Source organism: Pseudidiomarina andamanensis, assembly GCF_009734345.1.
Classification (GTDB): Bacteria; Pseudomonadota; Gammaproteobacteria; order Enterobacterales; family Alteromonadaceae; genus Pseudidiomarina; species Pseudidiomarina andamanensis.
On sequence record NZ_CP032551.1, the window covers coordinates 2,254,848 to 2,270,735 of the forward strand.

Genomic DNA, 15,888 nt, shown 5'->3' on the forward strand with positions numbered 1-15,888 from the left:
ATTATACTAATTAGAAGTTGGTGACACGGTTGGCTTCTGCCAGGCTAATGGTACCTTTTAATACTTTCAACAATGCCGACTGGCGTAATGAGTTAATGCCGTCTCGACGTGCCTGCTTCGCAATTTCTAGTGACGATGACCCCTGCATTATAAGGTCTGCAATGTTGTCTGTAATGGGCATAACTTCGTATACACCTGTACGACCTTTATACCCGCCGGTGCATTGATCGCAACCAACCGCCTTGAATATTTTCGCAGTCTTTACCTGTTCTTCAGAAAAGCCTTGGCGCAACATTTCTTCTTTCGGTAACTTTTCTTCATCTTTGCAAGTGTTACATAAACGTCTGGCAAGACGCTGGGCAATAATCAGAGTCACCGAACCCGCAATGTTGTAAGATGGCACGCCCATGTTCATCAAACGTGTCAGTGTTTCCGCAGCAGAGTTGGTGTGCAAGGTTGAGAGAACTAAGTGACCGGTTTGTGCTGCTTTAATCGCAATTTCAGCGGTCTCTAAGTCACGAATCTCACCCACCATCACCACGTCGGGATCCTGACGTAAGAAAGAGCGCAGTGCATCAGCGAAGGTTAAACCTGCTTTGACGTTAATCTGAACCTGGTTAATTCCCATCAAGTTAATTTCAACAGGGTCTTCCGCCGTTGAAATATTTCGTTCTGGGGTGTTCAAGATATTCAAACCGGTATAGAGCGAGACGGTTTTACCGGAACCTGTCGGACCCGTCACTAGAATCATGCCCTGTGGCTTTTCTAGAGCTTCTTCATAGAGCTTTTGCTGGTCGGGTTCATAACCCAATGATTCGATACCTATCATGGCTGCCGCAGCATCGAGTATCCGCAGTACGATTTTCTCGCCATACAACGTCGGCAGGGTACTGACCCGGAAATCAATCGCTTTATGTTTCGATAATTTGAGTTTAATACGACCATCTTGCGGTAATCGACGCTCGGCAATATCGAGCTGTGACATGACTTTTAAACGTGCAGCGATACGACCAGCGAGTTGCACTGGAGGTTTCGCAATTTCGTGTAACACGCCATCAATACGGAAACGAACCCGATACTCTTGTTCGTACGGCTCAAAGTGCAAATCCGATGCACCGCGTTTAATTGCATCAAGCAGCATTTTATTGATGTAGATAACAATAGGGGCATCGTTCTTCACATCGGCAGATACTGCACCACTATCATCTTGACGTTCGCCTTCGGCATCAATGTCACGAAGTTCTTGCTCGTCTTCGGCAGTAACGCCTAGTGCAGATGAGTCATTCTCAAGTACCGTATCAATTAACTTTTGTAGCTTGTTTTCTTCTACCAATACCGCTTCAGTTTGCATTCGAGTGCGAAACTGAAATTCATCAAGCGTTTCAATCCGTGTGGGATCCGAAACCGCCACGTACAGCACGCTGCCCCGCATGTACAGCGGTATCGCATGGTTCTTACGAATTAAGCGTTCATTGATAAATTCTTGCGGAATGTAATCAGGGTTAAAAGCGTCAAGATCGAGCCAAGGAGCGTTTGATTCGAGGTAACAAAAGTTGGCAAGTTCGCTTGGCGAAATAAGCTTCTGGTCAATTAAGCAGGCACTGAATGGAAGTTTATTTTCCCAAGCATACTCACTGCATTTGGTGAGTTTATCTTCAGGGATGAGTTTGTCACGCAGCAACAGCGCCGCGAGGGAGTGATGCAGCATGATTTAATTTAACCTTCTTTAAAATGAAAGGCCTCAAACGATAGACAACGTGTTTGAGGCCTTAAACTACAAACCTATAATTAGAAACGCTTAGACAGCAGGATCTGGTTCTGCAGTTGTTTTAGGTGTTGTAGAACAACCATCTACTCGCGAACCTTTGGTGAAGTCTGAACAACCGATAGTCCAGTTGAGGACACCACCACCAGTTGAAGCCTCTGGGCTGATAGTTACTTCAATTGGGGTTCCATCGACATCTACGGCTTCTAGAGTTGCAGTGATCAAACCACCTTGTACATCAGCTTCGGTTACGCCATTGACGTTATCGGTTGAAGTAATCGCCGGCGGGATAGGAGTCGGTGTACCGGCGACTGTAGAGCCGTCAGCAGCTGTTGAGTCAGGAATAGTCGCATTACAATTAGTCAACGCGCCATAAGTCTGGTAGCACATTGCCACAGTAGTTTTGTAGTTAGCCAACGCAGCTAAGCCAGTAGAAGCTTTTGCACGCTGGGTGTAGTCGCTGTACATAGGAATTGCAACAGCAGCCAAGATACCGATAATCGCAACAACGATCATCAATTCGATTAAGGTAAAACCTTTTTGAACTTGCGCTTTCATGAAATATCTCCCGAAAGTAATTTCAACTTATTAGTTATTGTAGTTGTCTAAAAGTAGCATCCAGATGCACTTCACCACTTGGATGGCCGCTTTACGGACCACTACAAGTCTTCTGCATCAGCCGAAAGAACAAGTGGTTTTTGCTTTGACGACTTTCATCGGAAAGCTACTTCATCCACCAGACTTTAGCCTGCAGCCCCGCTATCCGCTGGTATTTTCCCGCAGGATAAATGCCAGTTGGACCGGAGGTTTTGCGTCACCACCTCTCGGTGGCTTTGCCTTTTAAAGCATGCCTGGCAGCCAAGCCCATTGCTGGTGCTTAGTTGCACATTGCAATACGAAAGATAGCAGAAGCTGACAATTCGTCAATAGCTAAAGTTTTTGAAACCTTAAAGAAAGGTCAACAGCCTGTATGTTTTTTGTTAAAGCGCCGGATGAAATGTAGTCAACGCCAGTTAAGGCCAATTCTTTCAAACGCTTATCGGTTATGTTTCCCGACACTTCTAAACGAGTCTGACCTGTACGTTGTTCTACTGCGGTGTAAATATCATGTAAAGGGAAGTTGTCGAGCATAATAATGTCTGCCCCTGCTTGCAGAGCATCTTGATATTCGTCTAAATTCTCGACTTCCACTTCGACGGGTTTACCTGGATTTAGTTCGCGAGCTTTACGAATTGCTTGCACAATGCCACCACATGCCATGATGTGGTTCTCTTTAATCAGGTAGGCATCGTACAGGCCAATACGGTGATTAAATCCACCGCCGCACACCACGGCATACTTCAAAGCGGTACGTAATCCCGGAATGGTTTTCCGTGTATCTAAAAGGCGTGTCTCGCTGCCATCTAAATGACGTACGTAATGTGCGGTAGTGGTCGCCACGCCAGAGAGCGTTTGCAAGAAGTTTAAAGCGGTGCGTTCGCCGGTTAAGATAACCTGCGCTGGACCTTCAAGTTCGCATAGTACTGAATCGGCATCAACGGCATCGCCATCAGCCACATACCAAGTGACGGTGACAGCCCCACCGAGCTGTTTGAATACTTCGTTCACCCAATCAATACCACATACCACGGCATCTTCACGGGTAATGACCGTGGCTCTAGCCTTTTCGCTTGCGGGAATCAGTTGCGCAGTAATATCAAGCTCCGCACGCAAACCGTTCAAATCTTCCTGCAATGCACGCTGCACCATTTGCTCACGATCAGATGCCAAAAGGGTAGGGTCAACTCGAGTATCCATCGGTGTGCCTTCTATATAGATGTAACCAGTTCAAATTGCGCTTATTGTAGGGCGACCGGCCACTTCCCACAAGGCGCTTCGCGATTAATCGGCGTTGCGTAAAATTTCGCGGGTTTCTAACAAATACAATTCAAACAGTTTGTAATGTGTGGCGTTGAGTATTTGCGTGACATTCACACGCGATTTTTTCAGTTTATTCGCCAGTGCTTGATGCGTCATTGGCATAAATCGCAGGTAATAACTGAGTACTTGCGCTTGCGTTGTTGTTAACTGCGACATTAAGGCATCGGCGAACTTTGTTGTGAGCCTTAACCTCTCATTTATCTGCTCACTATCGGTCTGAATACCTAAGCGTTCTTTTTTAATTGCATTCAGCGCTCTCTCAGAAAGCTGTTCGGCAAGGCGTTTAACTGTCGAATGGTTATTTGATACTTGCGTGACCACACCCACGCCAATGCGTACATCCCAATCTTCTTGTTGCTGCTTGGATTTAAGAAATAAGCGCAGCAATAACGCAATTGTTATCGCTTGCGCGGCGTGTTCGGTTTCGATAACGAAGCGATTGCCCCGAAATACTTCATAAGAAAGTGGGATATAGTCATGAATCAGCCGCAACCCGAGTTCAATATGCGCACCAAGATGCCGGCGGCTATCAGCACTTTGATGGGGAGATTCAACGATATCTCCCATTAACACAGCAAATTGAGCAGACATGTGATGATTTCCTTAGTTTATTAGGTAATCAAATATAGTTACATGGAGAAAAGTAATCAAAATAAATTACTAAAAACCGTCTTGCAATCAAAATTTAAAGTGGAAGAGCTTAATGAAATGGACTAATTTAATTAAATCGTTCGATTTAATCGGAGTTAACATGAAGACGATCACCGCCAATGAAGCAAAAACACATTTCGGCGAACTCATTATGAGTGTGCAGAGTACTCCCGTAAGAATAAATAAGAACGGTAAGCCTGTTGCTGTGATGATGTCAGTTGAAGAATATGAATTAATTGAGCAAATGAAGCTCGAAGCATTGAAGGCAAGACTAAAGGCATCTGAAGAGCAAGCGCGAGCGGGTCTACTTCACGATGGAGAAACTGTATTTTCAGATATACTTGCTGGTAAATATGACTGATGCTTCATTATAAATTTACGTCGTTAGCACTAGCTGATCTTGTCGAAATTCGGGAGTATACAGTTGGTCAATGGGGAGCATTAAAAACGAATAGTTACATTGACCAAATTGAATCGACAATAAAGCTTTTATGTGAATTTCCTCAACTAGGGAAACTGAATACAAATTTAGATTCTAAATATCAGAGTTATCCGTTTGAGAGTCATATAATTTTTTACATGGTTGAACAAAACACCTTAGTCATTCACGCAATACTGCATCAACGTATGCTGCCAACGAGACTTTGAGATGATCTATGATTAACAACGGCTGGCTAGAGAAAGCAACCAAGCGCGAATCGCCGCATGCCGATGAGCGACCGGATCCTGAAGACATTAGTTTACTGGTGGTTCACGGTATTAGTTTGCCGGCGGGCGAGTTCGGTGGCCCGTATATCGATGACTTATTTATGGGCACACTCGACAGCACGGCACACCCTGATTTCAAAATACTCGAAGGCTTGCGCGTTTCTGCACATTGTTTAATTAGACGCGATGGCGAGCTCCTTCAGTACGTACCATTTCATCGTCGCGCTTGGCACGCAGGACGCTCAAACTATTGCGGCCGGCGCCGTTGCAACGACTTTAGTATAGGCATTGAACTTGAGGGAACCGATGACCAGCCTTACACTAAAGCGCAATATGCTCGCTTAGCTGAAGTGGTCGAACATCTGCTGCAACACTACCCAGCGTTAACGCGGCATCGTATAGTAGGGCACCAACATATTGCGCCGGTGCGAAAAACTGACCCAGGCCCGGCATTTGATTGGGCTTACTTCAAACAACTTGTTAGCGAAAGGGTATAAGCATGTACTTGTTGGCAATATTGCTTGCATATTCATTAGAACGCACGCTAGAAATCACGCGCAATTTGCACTGGCGTCGTATTATTCTGCGCTGGCAACATTGGCAAGTAAGCAACACCAAACTTGAAGGCTGGCGCCAGAATGATCTGGGTTATGTTCTGTGGGCAATTATCCCAGCGCTATTGATCGGCTTTGTATTACTGCTGCTCGATAACGTCTTATTGACCTTTGTAGTAAGCACCGCAGGTTTACTTAGCGCCATTCAAGCACCAGCTGCTCGCGCAGCATACAAAGCTTACTTGCAAGCAGAACATGATGAAGACGGCGCTGAGCAAGCAAAACAACTGAAACTGTTGCAGCAGGCTTCAGGTCGTCACGAAGCCGCACCAGTTGAACACCTTATTTTATGGATACACTTACGCCATTACTTCGCCGTGATGATTTATTTCGTCTTGCTAGGCGTGGCAGGCGCACTGGTTTACGCCACGCTACGCGACATGCGTCACAATAAGAGCCCTCGTTGGCAAGTTGTTCATCAAATTATCGATTGGCTACCAACACGCTTAATGACTTTAGGCTTCTTATTAGTGGGTAATTTCTCGAAAGCCGCAGCAACATGGCTGAACTCAGTGGGCAACAAACCACAAAACAACTTCATAGCCCTGACCAAAGTTGCTGAGCTTGCCGATGACCTCACTGCTCCGACCACCACCGCACTCGTTAAGCGTAACTTCTTGTTATATATCGTTTTCGTGGCGTTATTGACGATTGGTGGTTGGCTGTAAGCGGAATCTGTTTGGTTTTTTCGCGTCACTGATCTAAAATGCTGGTCTATTGGTATGACCAAAAAGCAAAAGCGTTATTCGTTATTGGTTGCTCGTTACTCGAAGTACCACTGACGAATAACGACTAACGAATAACCAGTAACGGGTTTTCTATGACTTTCCAGCGCATACAACAGACCAAACTTTCCGATGTCATCATGGAGCGCATCGAAGCCATGATCGTCGACGGCACGCTCGAAGCTGGAGCGCGGTTGCCGTCTGAGCGCGATCTCGCGGCACAGTTCTCGGTGTCACGCCCAAGTTTGCGCGAAGCCATTCAAAAACTCGAAGCGCGCGGCTTAGTTGAGCGACGTCAAGGCGGCGGTACGTACGTGTGCGATAACATGCAAGAGCGTGTTGCCGAACCTTTGCTAGACTTACTGGCGCAACATCCAGAATCACAATTTGATTTGCTTGAGTTTCGTCATGCGCTTGAAGGCATCTCTTCTTATTATGCAGCGATGCGCGGCACGGCTACTGATATTGAAGCCATCAACGCAGCATTTGAGAAGCTACAGCAAGACCCCGGCGCGGAGCTTGCCGCACAGGCGCAGGCACTGACCGAGTTTAATTTGCGAATTACCGAAGCCTCGCACAATGTGATCCTATTGCACTTGGTACGCAGTATGCTGCCATTGTTGCAGAAAAATATTCAGCAAAACCTGCAGGACCTCGCGCACAAGCCCGGCGTCATGCAGCAGTTACATGAACATCGGCAGCAAATAGTTGCTGCCATCACGGCTGGTGAACCCGAACAGGCGCGAGAAGCTTGTCATCAGTTGCTAGCCTATATTGAACATGCGTTGCTCGCCTCGAATCGTGAACAATCACGAATTCAGCGTTCGCTACGCCGAACTCAGCAAGGGTAAGGACAGAAGTATGACTGACCATTTAAAAGACGACATCGACCCGCAAGAAACGCGCGAGTGGCTTGAAGCCCTCGAGGTCGTGTTGGAAGAAGACGGCCCCGAGCGTGGCCATTTCTTGCTTGAAAGTCTGATTGAGAAAGCGCGCCGCAGTGGTGCGTACTTGCCATATAACGCAACGACAGCGTACTTGAACACCATTCCAGCAAGCCAAGAGCCAACCATGCCAGGCGACCGCACAATTGAAGCGCGTATTCGTGCGGCGATTCGCTGGAACGCTTTGGCAATGGTATTGCGTGGTTCGAAGAAAGAACTCGAGCTTGGCGGTCATATTTCAAGTTTCGCATCGTCGGCCATGTTATACGATGTCGGCTTTAACCATTTCTTCCGTGCACCGACTGATCAAGACGGTGGCGACTACCTGTTTGTTCAGGGCCACGTGTCGCCGGGAATTTATGCGCGAGCCTACTTGGAAGGTCGCATTAGCGAAGAGCAATTGAATAACTTCCGTCAAGAAGTTGATGGTAAAGGCGTACCTTCTTATCCGCATCCACATTTGATGCCTGATTTTTGGCAGTTCCCAACGGTATCAATGGGCTTAGGTCCAATTCAAGCAATCTATCAAGCACGCTATCTGAAATATTTAACTGATCGTGGCATTAAAGATTGCTCGAACCAACGCGTTTACTGCTTCTTAGGTGATGGCGAAGTCGATGAGCCAGAAAGCTTGGGTGCAATTGGCCTAGCAACGCGCGAAGGTCTCGATAACCTGACCTTCATCGTCAACTGTAACTTACAGCGTTTGGATGGTCCGGTACGTGGTAACGGTAAAATCATTCAAGAACTTGAAGGTACCTTCCGAGGCGCTGGCTGGGAAGTTATTAAAGTAATTTGGGGCCGTTACTGGGATCCATTGCTGTATCGCGACACCGAAGGCAAGCTTGCACAAATCATGCAAGACAGCGTTGACGGTGAGTATCAGAACTATAAAGCAAAAGGTGGCGCGTATACCCGTGAGCATTTCTTCGGTAAAACAGAAGAAACCAAGGCCATGGTAGCGAACCTCACCGACGAAGATATCTGGCGCTTAAATCGTGGTGGTCACGACCCAATGAAAGTGTATGCGGCTTATCATAAAGCAGTAAACACCAAAGGTCGCCCGCAAGTTATTCTTGCGAAAACCGTCAAAGGCTACGGTATGGGTGCCGCTGGTGAAGGTAAAAACATTGCCCACCAGGTGAAGAAAATGGATATGGACGCGATCAAACACTTCCGTGATCGTTTCAATATTCCAATCAAAGACAGCGAACTTGAAGATATTCCATTGTACAAGTTCCCAGAAGACAGCGACGAAATGAAGTACATGCGCGAGCGCCGTGAAGCGCTTGGTGGCTTCATGCCGAAGCGCCTGCCGAAAACTGATGTTGAGCTCGAAATTCCGTCGCTGAAAGCATTTGAAGCCGTAACGAAAGGCTCAGGTGACCGTGAAATCTCAAGTACCATGGCATTTGTACGTGTGCTAACGGCGTTGTTGAAAGACAAGAAAATTGGTCAACGTATTGTCCCAATTATTCCTGACGAAGCGCGTACTTTTGGTATGGAAGGCTTGTTCCGTCAAGTGGGTATTTACTCCAGCCAAGGCCAGAAGTATCAGCCGCAAGACGCTGATCAAGTTGCGTACTATCGCGAAGATAAGAAAGGCCAAGTATTGCAAGAAGGTATCAACGAGCTTGGCGCAATGGCGTCATGGGTAGCAGCAGCAACCAGCTACTCAACCAACAATGAGCCGATGATTCCGTTCTACATCTATTACTCTATGTTTGGTTTCCAACGTGTGGGTGATTTGGTGTGGGCTGCAGGCGATAGCCAAGCGCGCGGCTTCTTGGTCGGTGGTACTGCCGGTCGTACAACCTTGAACGGTGAAGGTTTGCAGCACCAAGATGGTAGCAGCCATATCTTGTTTAACACGGTACCAAACTGTATTACTTATGACCCAACCTACGGTTATGAAGTAGCCGTTATTGTGCAAGATGGCTTGCGCCGTATGTATGGTGAACAAGAAAACGTGTTCTACTATCTCACTGTTATGAACGAGAAACTACCAACAGCCAGAAATGCCAGAAGGTGTTGAAGAAGGCATTGTGAAAGGTATTTACGAGTTCGAAACTGTGAAAGCCTCAGGGAAAGCGAAAGGTGAAGTGCAATTGGTTGGCTCTGGCACCATATTGCAGCAAGTTCGCGAAGCAGCGAAATTGTTGGCCGATGACTTCGGCATTACCGCTAAGGTCTACAGCGCCACCTCATTTAACGAATTGGCGCGTGACGGTTATGACGTTGAGCGTTACAACATGTTGCACCCAGGTAAGAAGCAGAAAACTGCATATGTCACTGAGGTATTGAGCAAAGCGAAAGGCCCAACTATTGCTGCAACGGATTACATGAAGCAATACGCTGACCAAATTCGTGCATGGGTGCCAACGCCTTATCGCGTGTTAGGTACTGATGGCTTCGGTCGTTCAGATAGCCGTGAAAACTTACGTCGTCACTTCGAAGTGAACGCGCAATACATTGCTGTAGCTGCGCTGACTGAGCTGGCGAAAGCGGGCGATATCGATGCCAAGGTGGTTGAAAAGGCCATCAAAGATTTCGGCATTGATACCAATAAAATCAACCCACTGTACGCGTAAGCAACGGGAGCGGAGGCAATAATGGCAGATTTAAAAGAAGTAAAAGCCCCCGATGTGGGCGGTGATGAAGTTGAAGTCATCGAGATTCTAGTCAACAAAGGCGATAGCGTTGAAGCGGAAGATTCGCTAATTACCGTCGAGAGCGACAAAGCATCGATGGATATTCCCGCGCCATTTGCAGGCGTAATCGCCGAAATGAAAGTCAAAGTTGGCGACAAGATCAAAGAAGGCGACCTTTTAGCGATGTTTGAAGCCGCCGCCGAGTCGGTGTCTGACACCGCGCAAGCGGGGTCTGACACCCAATCTACCGGCTCAGCAGAAGAAGATGAATCACCAGCCGAAGCTGAATCAGCCGATGAAGGCAAGCCAGCCGACGAAGGCAAGCCAGCAAACAACGACAAGTCAGCAGGCGAGAAAAAGCTCATCGAAGTCACAGTCCCAGACATCGGCGAAGATGGTGAAGTTGACGTTATTGAGGTGCTCGTTAGCGAAGGCGACGAAATTAATGCTGAAGATGGCTTGATCACGCTCGAAACTGACAAAGCAACCATGGACGTACCAAGCCCAGAAGCAGGTGTGGTGAAATCGGTGGAAGTGAAAGTCGGCGACAAAGTCAAACAAGGCTCACTCGTTGTAATGCTCGAAGTATCGACTGGCTTGGTGTCTGACACCGCGCCAGCGGGGTCTGACACCCAATCTCAAGGCTCAGCAGACGCAGAAAAATCTCCAGCCAAAGCCGATTCATCAGAATCAGGCAAGAGTGAAGACAAATCAGCAGAACGCAAACCGCCTGTCCCAGATCACCCGCTGGACAAGAAGTCTAAAGCGGAAGGCTTGGCGTATGCATCACCTGCGGTACGCCGCTTAGCCCATGAGTTCGGTGTTGATTTGAACCGAGTGAAAGGCTCAGGCCGCAAAGAACGCATCTTAAAAGAAGACGTGCAAGAGTATGTGAAGTACGAGTTGTCACGTCCAAAAGCAACTGCTTCAAGTGGCGTTGCACAAGGCGCTGGTGGCTTGCAAGTGATAGCGCCACCGAAAGTTGATTTCAGTAAGTTTGGTGAAATTGAAGAAGTGCCATTAACGCGCATTCAGAAAATTTCAGGCCCGAACCTGCATCGCAACTGGGTGACTATTCCACACGTTACGCAATTTGACGAAGCGGATATCACCGAGCTAGAAGCGTTCCGTAAGCAAGAAAACGAACTGCAAGCGAAGAAAAAAGACGGTGTGAAAATCACTCCGTTGGTATTCATCATGAAGGCTGTTGCCAAAGCATTGCGCGAGTATCCAGTATTTAACTCGTCGCTGGCTGAAGATGGCGAGCACCTCATCATGAAGAAATACGTGCATATCGGTATTGCAGTGGATACGCCAAACGGATTGGTGGTTCCAGTGATTCGTGATGTTGATAAGAAAGGTATCTACGAACTGTCTGACGAATTACTTGAAATCAGTGCCAAGGCGCGTGATGGCAAGCTGAAAGCTCAAGACATGCAAGGCGGCTGTTTCTCAATTTCTAGCCTTGGTGGCATCGGCGGTACAGCCTTTACACCAATTGTGAATGCGCCTGACGTCGCAATTTTGGGTGTGTCGAAGAGCGAAATGAAGCCGAAATGGAACGGCAAAGATTTCGAACCACGCTTGATGTTGCCGTTGAGCTTAAGCTATGACCACCGCGTGATTGATGGCGCTGTAGCTGCGCGCTTCAGTGTGTACTTAAGCGCAGTGCTTTCAGATATTCGCAAATTGGTTCTATAAATTAAACAAATGAGCACGGGGCTGTTATAATCAGCCCCAACGTTTTTCCCGAATTCTAACGAGGTTGATATGAGCAAAGAAGTGAAGGCCCAAGTTGTCGTTCTCGGTGGCGGCCCAGGTGGTTACTCTGCAGCATTCCGTGCTGCTGACTTAGGTTTAGAAACCGTATTGGTTGAGCGCTACAGCACCTTAGGTGGCGTGTGCTTGAACGTAGGCTGTATTCCTTCAAAAGCTTTGTTGCACATTGCGAAGCACATTGAAGATGCCAAGCACATGGGCGCTGAAGGCGTTGAATTCGGCGAGCCGAAAATCGACCTCGACAAAATTCGTACCCACAAAGAAAAAGTGATCGGTCAGTTAACCGGTGGCTTAGGTCAAATGTCGAAAATGCGTAAAGTGAAAGTTGTAAATGGCGTGGGCGAATTCGCCAGCGACAAGCAACTGAAAGTGAAAGACGCAGACGGCAACGAAACCGTGGTGAACTTCGAGCACGCAATTATCGCTGCTGGTTCACAATCAATTAAACTGCCATTTGTGCCGCACGACGATGAGCGCATTTGGGATTCAACCGATGCACTAGAACTGCCATTCGTACCAGGTCGCATGTTGATTTTGGGCGGCGGCATCATCGGTTTGGAAATGGGCTGTGTTTACAGCGCATTAGGTGCAAAAGTTGACGTGGTTGAAATGACCGAGCAACTGATTCCACCAGCAGACAAAGACATCATCAAAGCCTTCACCAAGTCGATTTCTAAGAAGTTCGACAACATCATGTTGAACACCAAAGCAGCGAAAGTTGAAGCGAAGAAAGATGGTATTCACGTGACTTTTGAAGGCGACAAAGCGCCTGAGAAACCAGTGAAATATGACGCGGTATTGGTTGCAGTAGGTCGTGCACCGAATGGTAAGAAGCTTGGCGCAGAAAATGCTGGCGTTAACGTGACTGACCGTGGCTTCATTGAAGTTGACAACCAAATGCGCACCAACGTGAAGAACATCTTCGCTATCGGTGACATCGTTGGTCAACCAATGTTGGCACACAAAGCGGTTCACGAAGGTCATGTAGCTGCCGAAGTTATCGCTGGTAAGAAGCACTTCTTCGATCCGAAAGTGATCCCTTCAATTGCTTATACGGATCCTGAAGTTGCATGGGCTGGCTTGACTGAGAAAGAAGCGAAAGAGCAAGGCGTTGAGTACGAAGCAGCCGTATTCCCATGGTCAGCTTCTGGTCGTGCGATTGCGCAAGGCGCAACCGACGGCTTCACCAAGTTGTTGTTCGATAAGAACAACCGCATCATTGGTGGTGCTATTGTTGGTTCTAACGCTGGTGAGTTACTCGGCGAAATCTGTTTGGCTATCGAAATGGGCTGCGACGCAGAAGACATCGCATTGACCATTCACGCTCACCCAACCCTACACGAATCAGTTGGCTTGGCCGCAGAAGTGTTCGAAGGCTCAATCACCGACCTCCCGAACAAGAAAGCGAAAAAGTAACTGCCAAAACCCCGTGACTCACCTCACGGGGTTTTTTCTTTCCCCTCCTGAAATAATTTGCGACAAAAAATCTGCCGAATGCGGTACTTCGCATAGCATTTGTGTTGTGAACAAATGACGCATGGCTTAAGGTAGAAAGGTTATTAAACATTTACTGACAAAGCGATTCGTCAATAAGAAAACGGGGAACCTATGAACAAAGTAAGTACCATTGCGCTGAGCGTCGCGCTCGCGTTAGGTGTAGCTGCATGCTCACCACAACAATCAACTGAACAACAAAACCAGCAGGCCAAGCAAGAGCAACCGCAGCAACAGCTAACGTCAGGCTTGCGTTTAGACGCTTTTAATACCGACGTGCGTCCACAAGATGACTTGTTCCAGTTCGTGAACGGCACTTGGTATGACAATACTGAAATGCCTGCAGATAAGTCACGCATCGGCTCTTTCTTAGAGTTACGTGAGCGCAACCAAGAACGTTTGCGTTCGCTCATTGAAACGGCAGCAGCGAAAGACGCTGAAGCGGGTTCGAATGCACAAAAAATTGGTGATTTCTTTAATAGCTATATGGACGTTGAAAAACTCAACAGCCTTGGCTACACCCCAATTGCAGCGGATTTACAAGCGATTGCCCAAGTAGAAACTCACGCAGATGTCGTAGAGCGCTTTGCTGAACTGGCAAAAATCGGAGTGAGCGGTCCATTTGGTTTTTATGTTTATGGCGACAAAAAGAACCCTGATTACAACGCGTTGTACATGGGACAGTCAGGCTTGAGCTTGCCAGATCGTGACTATTATCTGAAAGACGAAGAGAAATTCGTTGAAATTCGTAACGCTTACAAGGCATACATCAAAGATGTCTTGGCACTAGTTGATTACGAGCAAGCGGAAGCCGCTGCTGATGCAATTTTAGAGCTTGAAACGAAAATTGCCGAGGCGCATTGGAGCCGAGTGCAAAGCCGTGACGCCGAAGCCACCTACAATCCGAAAACTACCGAAGAAATGGTTGCGCTAATGGGTAGCTTTGATTTCCCAACATACGCGAAAATTACCGGTATTGATGTTGCTGACAAATATGTTGTTTCGCAACTGAGCTATTTTGAAACCTTTGGCGACATGTTCGACGATGTTAGCGTTGAAACGTGGAAACACTACATGACGTTACGTACTGTGAATCGTTTCGCATCCGTGTTAACCGAAGAAATTAACGATCGTAACTTTGCATTCTACGGCAAAGTATTACGTGGTACGCCAGAGCAAGAACCGCGTTGGAAGCGTGGTGTTGATGCTACCGATAACGCATTGGGCGAAGTACTCGGCCAACTTTATGTTGAAAAATACTTCCCACCAGCAGCCAAAGCGCGCATGGAAGAGCTCGTTGATAATCTGATTGTTGCCTATGGCGAATCAATTAAAGATCTTGAGTGGATGTCTGAAGAGACTAAACAAAAAGCACTTGAAAAGCTTAGCAAATTCACGCCATACGTGGGTTATCCAAGTGAATGGCGTGATTATTCAGAACTGACTGTAACCGACGACAACTTGGTAGAAAACATCAAGCGTTCTTATGCGTTTGATTATCAAGAAAGCATCTCTGAAATCGGCCAACCGGTGAAAGAAGAAGATTGGGGCATGACACCGCAAACGGTGAACGCTTATTACAGCCCAGTGCGTAATGAGATTGTGTTCCCAGCAGGTATTTTGCAACCACCATTCTTTGATATGGATGCTGAAGATGCCGTGAATTACGGCGGTATCGGCGCGGTTATCGGTCACGAACTGGGTCACGGTTTCGATGACCAAGGTTCGAAGTATGACGGCGACGGTAACCTGAATAGCTGGTGGACGGATGGCGACCGCGAGGCATTTGATGCGCGTGGTGCTCAGTTGGCTGCTCAATATGACGGTTATGAAGTCATTCCTGAAACCTTCATCAACGGTAAATTAACCTTGGGTGAAAACATCGGCGACTTAGCAGGTTTGACCATTGCTTACCGTGCTTACGTGAACTCACTAAACGGCAAAGAATCGCCAGTAATGGACGGTTTTACCGGTGAGCAACGCGTATTCTTAGGTTGGGCACAGGTATGGAAAAACAAAGCACGTGACGAATTCGTTCGTAACCAAGTGCTGAGTGATCCGCACTCGCCAGCTGACTATCGTGTTAACGGCACCGTAGTAAACATTCCAGCGTTCTACGAAGCCTTTGATGTGAAGCCAGGCGATGACTTGTACCTGCCGCCAGAAGAGCGCGTAACTATCTGGTAAGAGAATCTGGTAAGAGCTATTAGCAAGTAATAAAACCCACTTCTGGTAATTACCCCAGAAGTGGGTTTATACTATCTGTCATGCAAACATTATTGAAACTGATGATTATTGTAAGCCTATTGCTAGCGCCGTTCGCGGGGCAAGCAGGTGATGCTATGCCAATGTCACCAGCTCAATCAATGCATCAAATGTCTGATCATGATATGACTGACATGCACGGCAATCATGATTGTTGTGATACCGAACAGGCCCAAGTGACAGTAAGTGCACACTTGGAGTGTGATAATAGCTGTGGCGATTGCCAACATCATTGTAGTTCTTCAGCCAGTGGCCTGATTGCGGCTGTTCAGCTTGAACCCAATCTGACTATCTACGAGCAATGGCCACGCCTGCAAGCTGTGCCGTTGTCACGTCAAGAAGGCCAATTGCGCCCCCCAATGTCTGCCTAAT

Annotated in this window: 13 protein-coding genes, 1 pseudogene and 1 riboswitch; of the genes and pseudogenes, 10 read left to right on the top strand and 4 right to left on the bottom strand. The window is 47.3% G+C overall.

Going from position 1 to position 15,888, the window contains the following annotated elements; genetic code table 11:
• Nucleotides 1-10: 10 nt before the first annotated feature.
• The 4 genes from pilB to D3795_RS10765 all read right to left on the bottom strand — a co-directional run bounded on the left by pilB (nucleotide 11) and on the right by D3795_RS10765 (nucleotide 4,276).
• On the bottom strand, nucleotides 11-1,708 hold the full coding sequence (pilB, locus tag D3795_RS10750) for a type IV-A pilus assembly ATPase PilB (protein ID WP_156268638.1): 1,698 nt from the start codon (nucleotides 1,706-1,708) through the stop codon (nucleotides 11-13).
• Between the two features lie 90 nt (nucleotides 1,709-1,798).
• Nucleotides 1,799-2,323, bottom strand: a complete 525-nt coding sequence (locus tag D3795_RS10755; RefSeq protein WP_156268640.1) for a pilin — start codon at nucleotides 2,321-2,323, stop codon at nucleotides 1,799-1,801.
• 188 nt (nucleotides 2,324-2,511) lie between these two features.
• Nucleotides 2,512-2,613: riboswitch (cyclic di-GMP riboswitch) on the bottom strand.
• A gap of 82 nt (nucleotides 2,614-2,695) precedes the next feature.
• Complete coding sequence (nadC, locus tag D3795_RS10760; protein ID WP_156268642.1) at nucleotides 2,696-3,562, bottom strand: carboxylating nicotinate-nucleotide diphosphorylase; 867 nt, start codon at nucleotides 3,560-3,562, stop codon at nucleotides 2,696-2,698.
• Nucleotides 3,563-3,646: 84 nt separating this feature from the next.
• The gene (locus D3795_RS10765) at nucleotides 3,647-4,276 is read right to left on the bottom strand and encodes a hypothetical protein (RefSeq protein WP_156268644.1); all 630 of its coding nucleotides are present in this window, start codon (nucleotides 4,274-4,276) and stop codon (nucleotides 3,647-3,649) included.
• Nucleotides 4,277-4,436: 160 nt separating this feature from the next.
• Between D3795_RS10765 and D3795_RS10770 the strand changes: the two genes are divergently transcribed.
• The 10 genes and pseudogenes from D3795_RS10770 to D3795_RS10815 all read left to right on the top strand — a co-directional run bounded on the left by D3795_RS10770 (nucleotide 4,437) and on the right by D3795_RS10815 (nucleotide 15,887).
• A complete protein-coding gene (locus D3795_RS10770; RefSeq protein ID WP_126759515.1) occupies nucleotides 4,437-4,697 on the top strand; it encodes a type II toxin-antitoxin system Phd/YefM family antitoxin in 261 nt (86 codons plus the stop codon).
• Nucleotides 4,697-4,984, top strand: a complete 288-nt coding sequence (locus D3795_RS11535; RefSeq protein ID WP_126759514.1) for a type II toxin-antitoxin system RelE/ParE family toxin — start codon at nucleotides 4,697-4,699, stop codon at nucleotides 4,982-4,984. Before D3795_RS10770 ends, D3795_RS11535 begins: the two co-directional genes overlap by 1 nt.
• 8 nt (nucleotides 4,985-4,992) lie before the next feature.
• Nucleotides 4,993-5,541, top strand: coding sequence for a 1,6-anhydro-N-acetylmuramyl-L-alanine amidase AmpD (gene ampD, locus D3795_RS10780; protein ID WP_126759513.1), 549 nt, complete (start codon nucleotides 4,993-4,995; stop codon nucleotides 5,539-5,541).
• A 2-nt stretch (nucleotides 5,542-5,543) separates the two neighbouring features.
• A complete protein-coding gene (gene ampE / locus D3795_RS10785) occupies nucleotides 5,544-6,326 on the top strand; it encodes a regulatory signaling modulator protein AmpE (protein ID WP_126759512.1) in 783 nt (260 codons plus the stop codon).
• Between the two features lie 152 nt (nucleotides 6,327-6,478).
• Complete coding sequence (pdhR, locus tag D3795_RS10790) at nucleotides 6,479-7,234, top strand: pyruvate dehydrogenase complex transcriptional repressor PdhR (protein WP_126759511.1); 756 nt, start codon at nucleotides 6,479-6,481, stop codon at nucleotides 7,232-7,234.
• A 10-nt stretch (nucleotides 7,235-7,244) separates the two neighbouring features.
• Nucleotides 7,245-9,918 (top strand): annotated as a pseudogene (gene aceE, locus D3795_RS10795) (pyruvate dehydrogenase (acetyl-transferring), homodimeric type).
• A gap of 21 nt (nucleotides 9,919-9,939) precedes the next feature.
• Nucleotides 9,940-11,679 carry a dihydrolipoyllysine-residue acetyltransferase gene (aceF, locus tag D3795_RS10800; protein WP_156268646.1) on the top strand — a complete coding sequence of 580 codons (1,740 nt, stop codon included), beginning with the start codon at nucleotides 9,940-9,942 and terminating at the stop codon, nucleotides 11,677-11,679.
• 69 nt (nucleotides 11,680-11,748) lie between these two features.
• Entirely contained in the window at nucleotides 11,749-13,173 is a 1,425-nt protein-coding gene (lpdA, locus tag D3795_RS10805; protein ID WP_156268648.1) for a dihydrolipoyl dehydrogenase, read from the top strand.
• A gap of 192 nt (nucleotides 13,174-13,365) precedes the next feature.
• A complete protein-coding gene (locus D3795_RS10810; protein WP_156268650.1) occupies nucleotides 13,366-15,438 on the top strand; it encodes a M13 family metallopeptidase in 2,073 nt (690 codons plus the stop codon).
• Between the two features lie 80 nt (nucleotides 15,439-15,518).
• Nucleotides 15,519-15,887 (top strand): hypothetical protein, encoded by a 369-nt coding sequence (locus D3795_RS10815; RefSeq protein ID WP_156268652.1) that lies wholly within the window; start codon nucleotides 15,519-15,521, stop codon nucleotides 15,885-15,887.
• Nucleotide 15,888: the final 1 nt, after the last annotated feature.

Coding starts and splice junctions, on each gene's coding strand:
- pilB (WP_156268638.1), bottom strand. CDS start 1,708: ATGCTGCATCACTCCCTCGCGGCGCTGTTGCTGCGTGACAAACTCATC.
- D3795_RS10755 (WP_156268640.1), bottom strand. CDS start 2,323: ATGAAAGCGCAAGTTCAAAAAGGTTTTACCTTAATCGAATTGATGATC.
- nadC (WP_156268642.1), bottom strand. CDS start 3,562: ATGGATACTCGAGTTGACCCTACCCTTTTGGCATCTGATCGTGAGCAA.
- D3795_RS10765 (WP_156268644.1), bottom strand. CDS start 4,276: ATGTCTGCTCAATTTGCTGTGTTAATGGGAGATATCGTTGAATCTCCC.
- D3795_RS10770 (WP_126759515.1), top strand. CDS start 4,437: ATGAAGACGATCACCGCCAATGAAGCAAAAACACATTTCGGCGAACTC.
- D3795_RS11535 (WP_126759514.1), top strand. CDS start 4,697: ATGCTTCATTATAAATTTACGTCGTTAGCACTAGCTGATCTTGTCGAA.
- ampD (WP_126759513.1), top strand. CDS start 4,993: ATGATTAACAACGGCTGGCTAGAGAAAGCAACCAAGCGCGAATCGCCG.
- ampE (WP_126759512.1), top strand. CDS start 5,544: ATGTACTTGTTGGCAATATTGCTTGCATATTCATTAGAACGCACGCTA.
- pdhR (WP_126759511.1), top strand. CDS start 6,479: ATGACTTTCCAGCGCATACAACAGACCAAACTTTCCGATGTCATCATG.
- aceF (WP_156268646.1), top strand. CDS start 9,940: ATGGCAGATTTAAAAGAAGTAAAAGCCCCCGATGTGGGCGGTGATGAA.
- lpdA (WP_156268648.1), top strand. CDS start 11,749: ATGAGCAAAGAAGTGAAGGCCCAAGTTGTCGTTCTCGGTGGCGGCCCA.
- D3795_RS10810 (WP_156268650.1), top strand. CDS start 13,366: ATGAACAAAGTAAGTACCATTGCGCTGAGCGTCGCGCTCGCGTTAGGT.
- D3795_RS10815 (WP_156268652.1), top strand. CDS start 15,519: ATGCAAACATTATTGAAACTGATGATTATTGTAAGCCTATTGCTAGCG.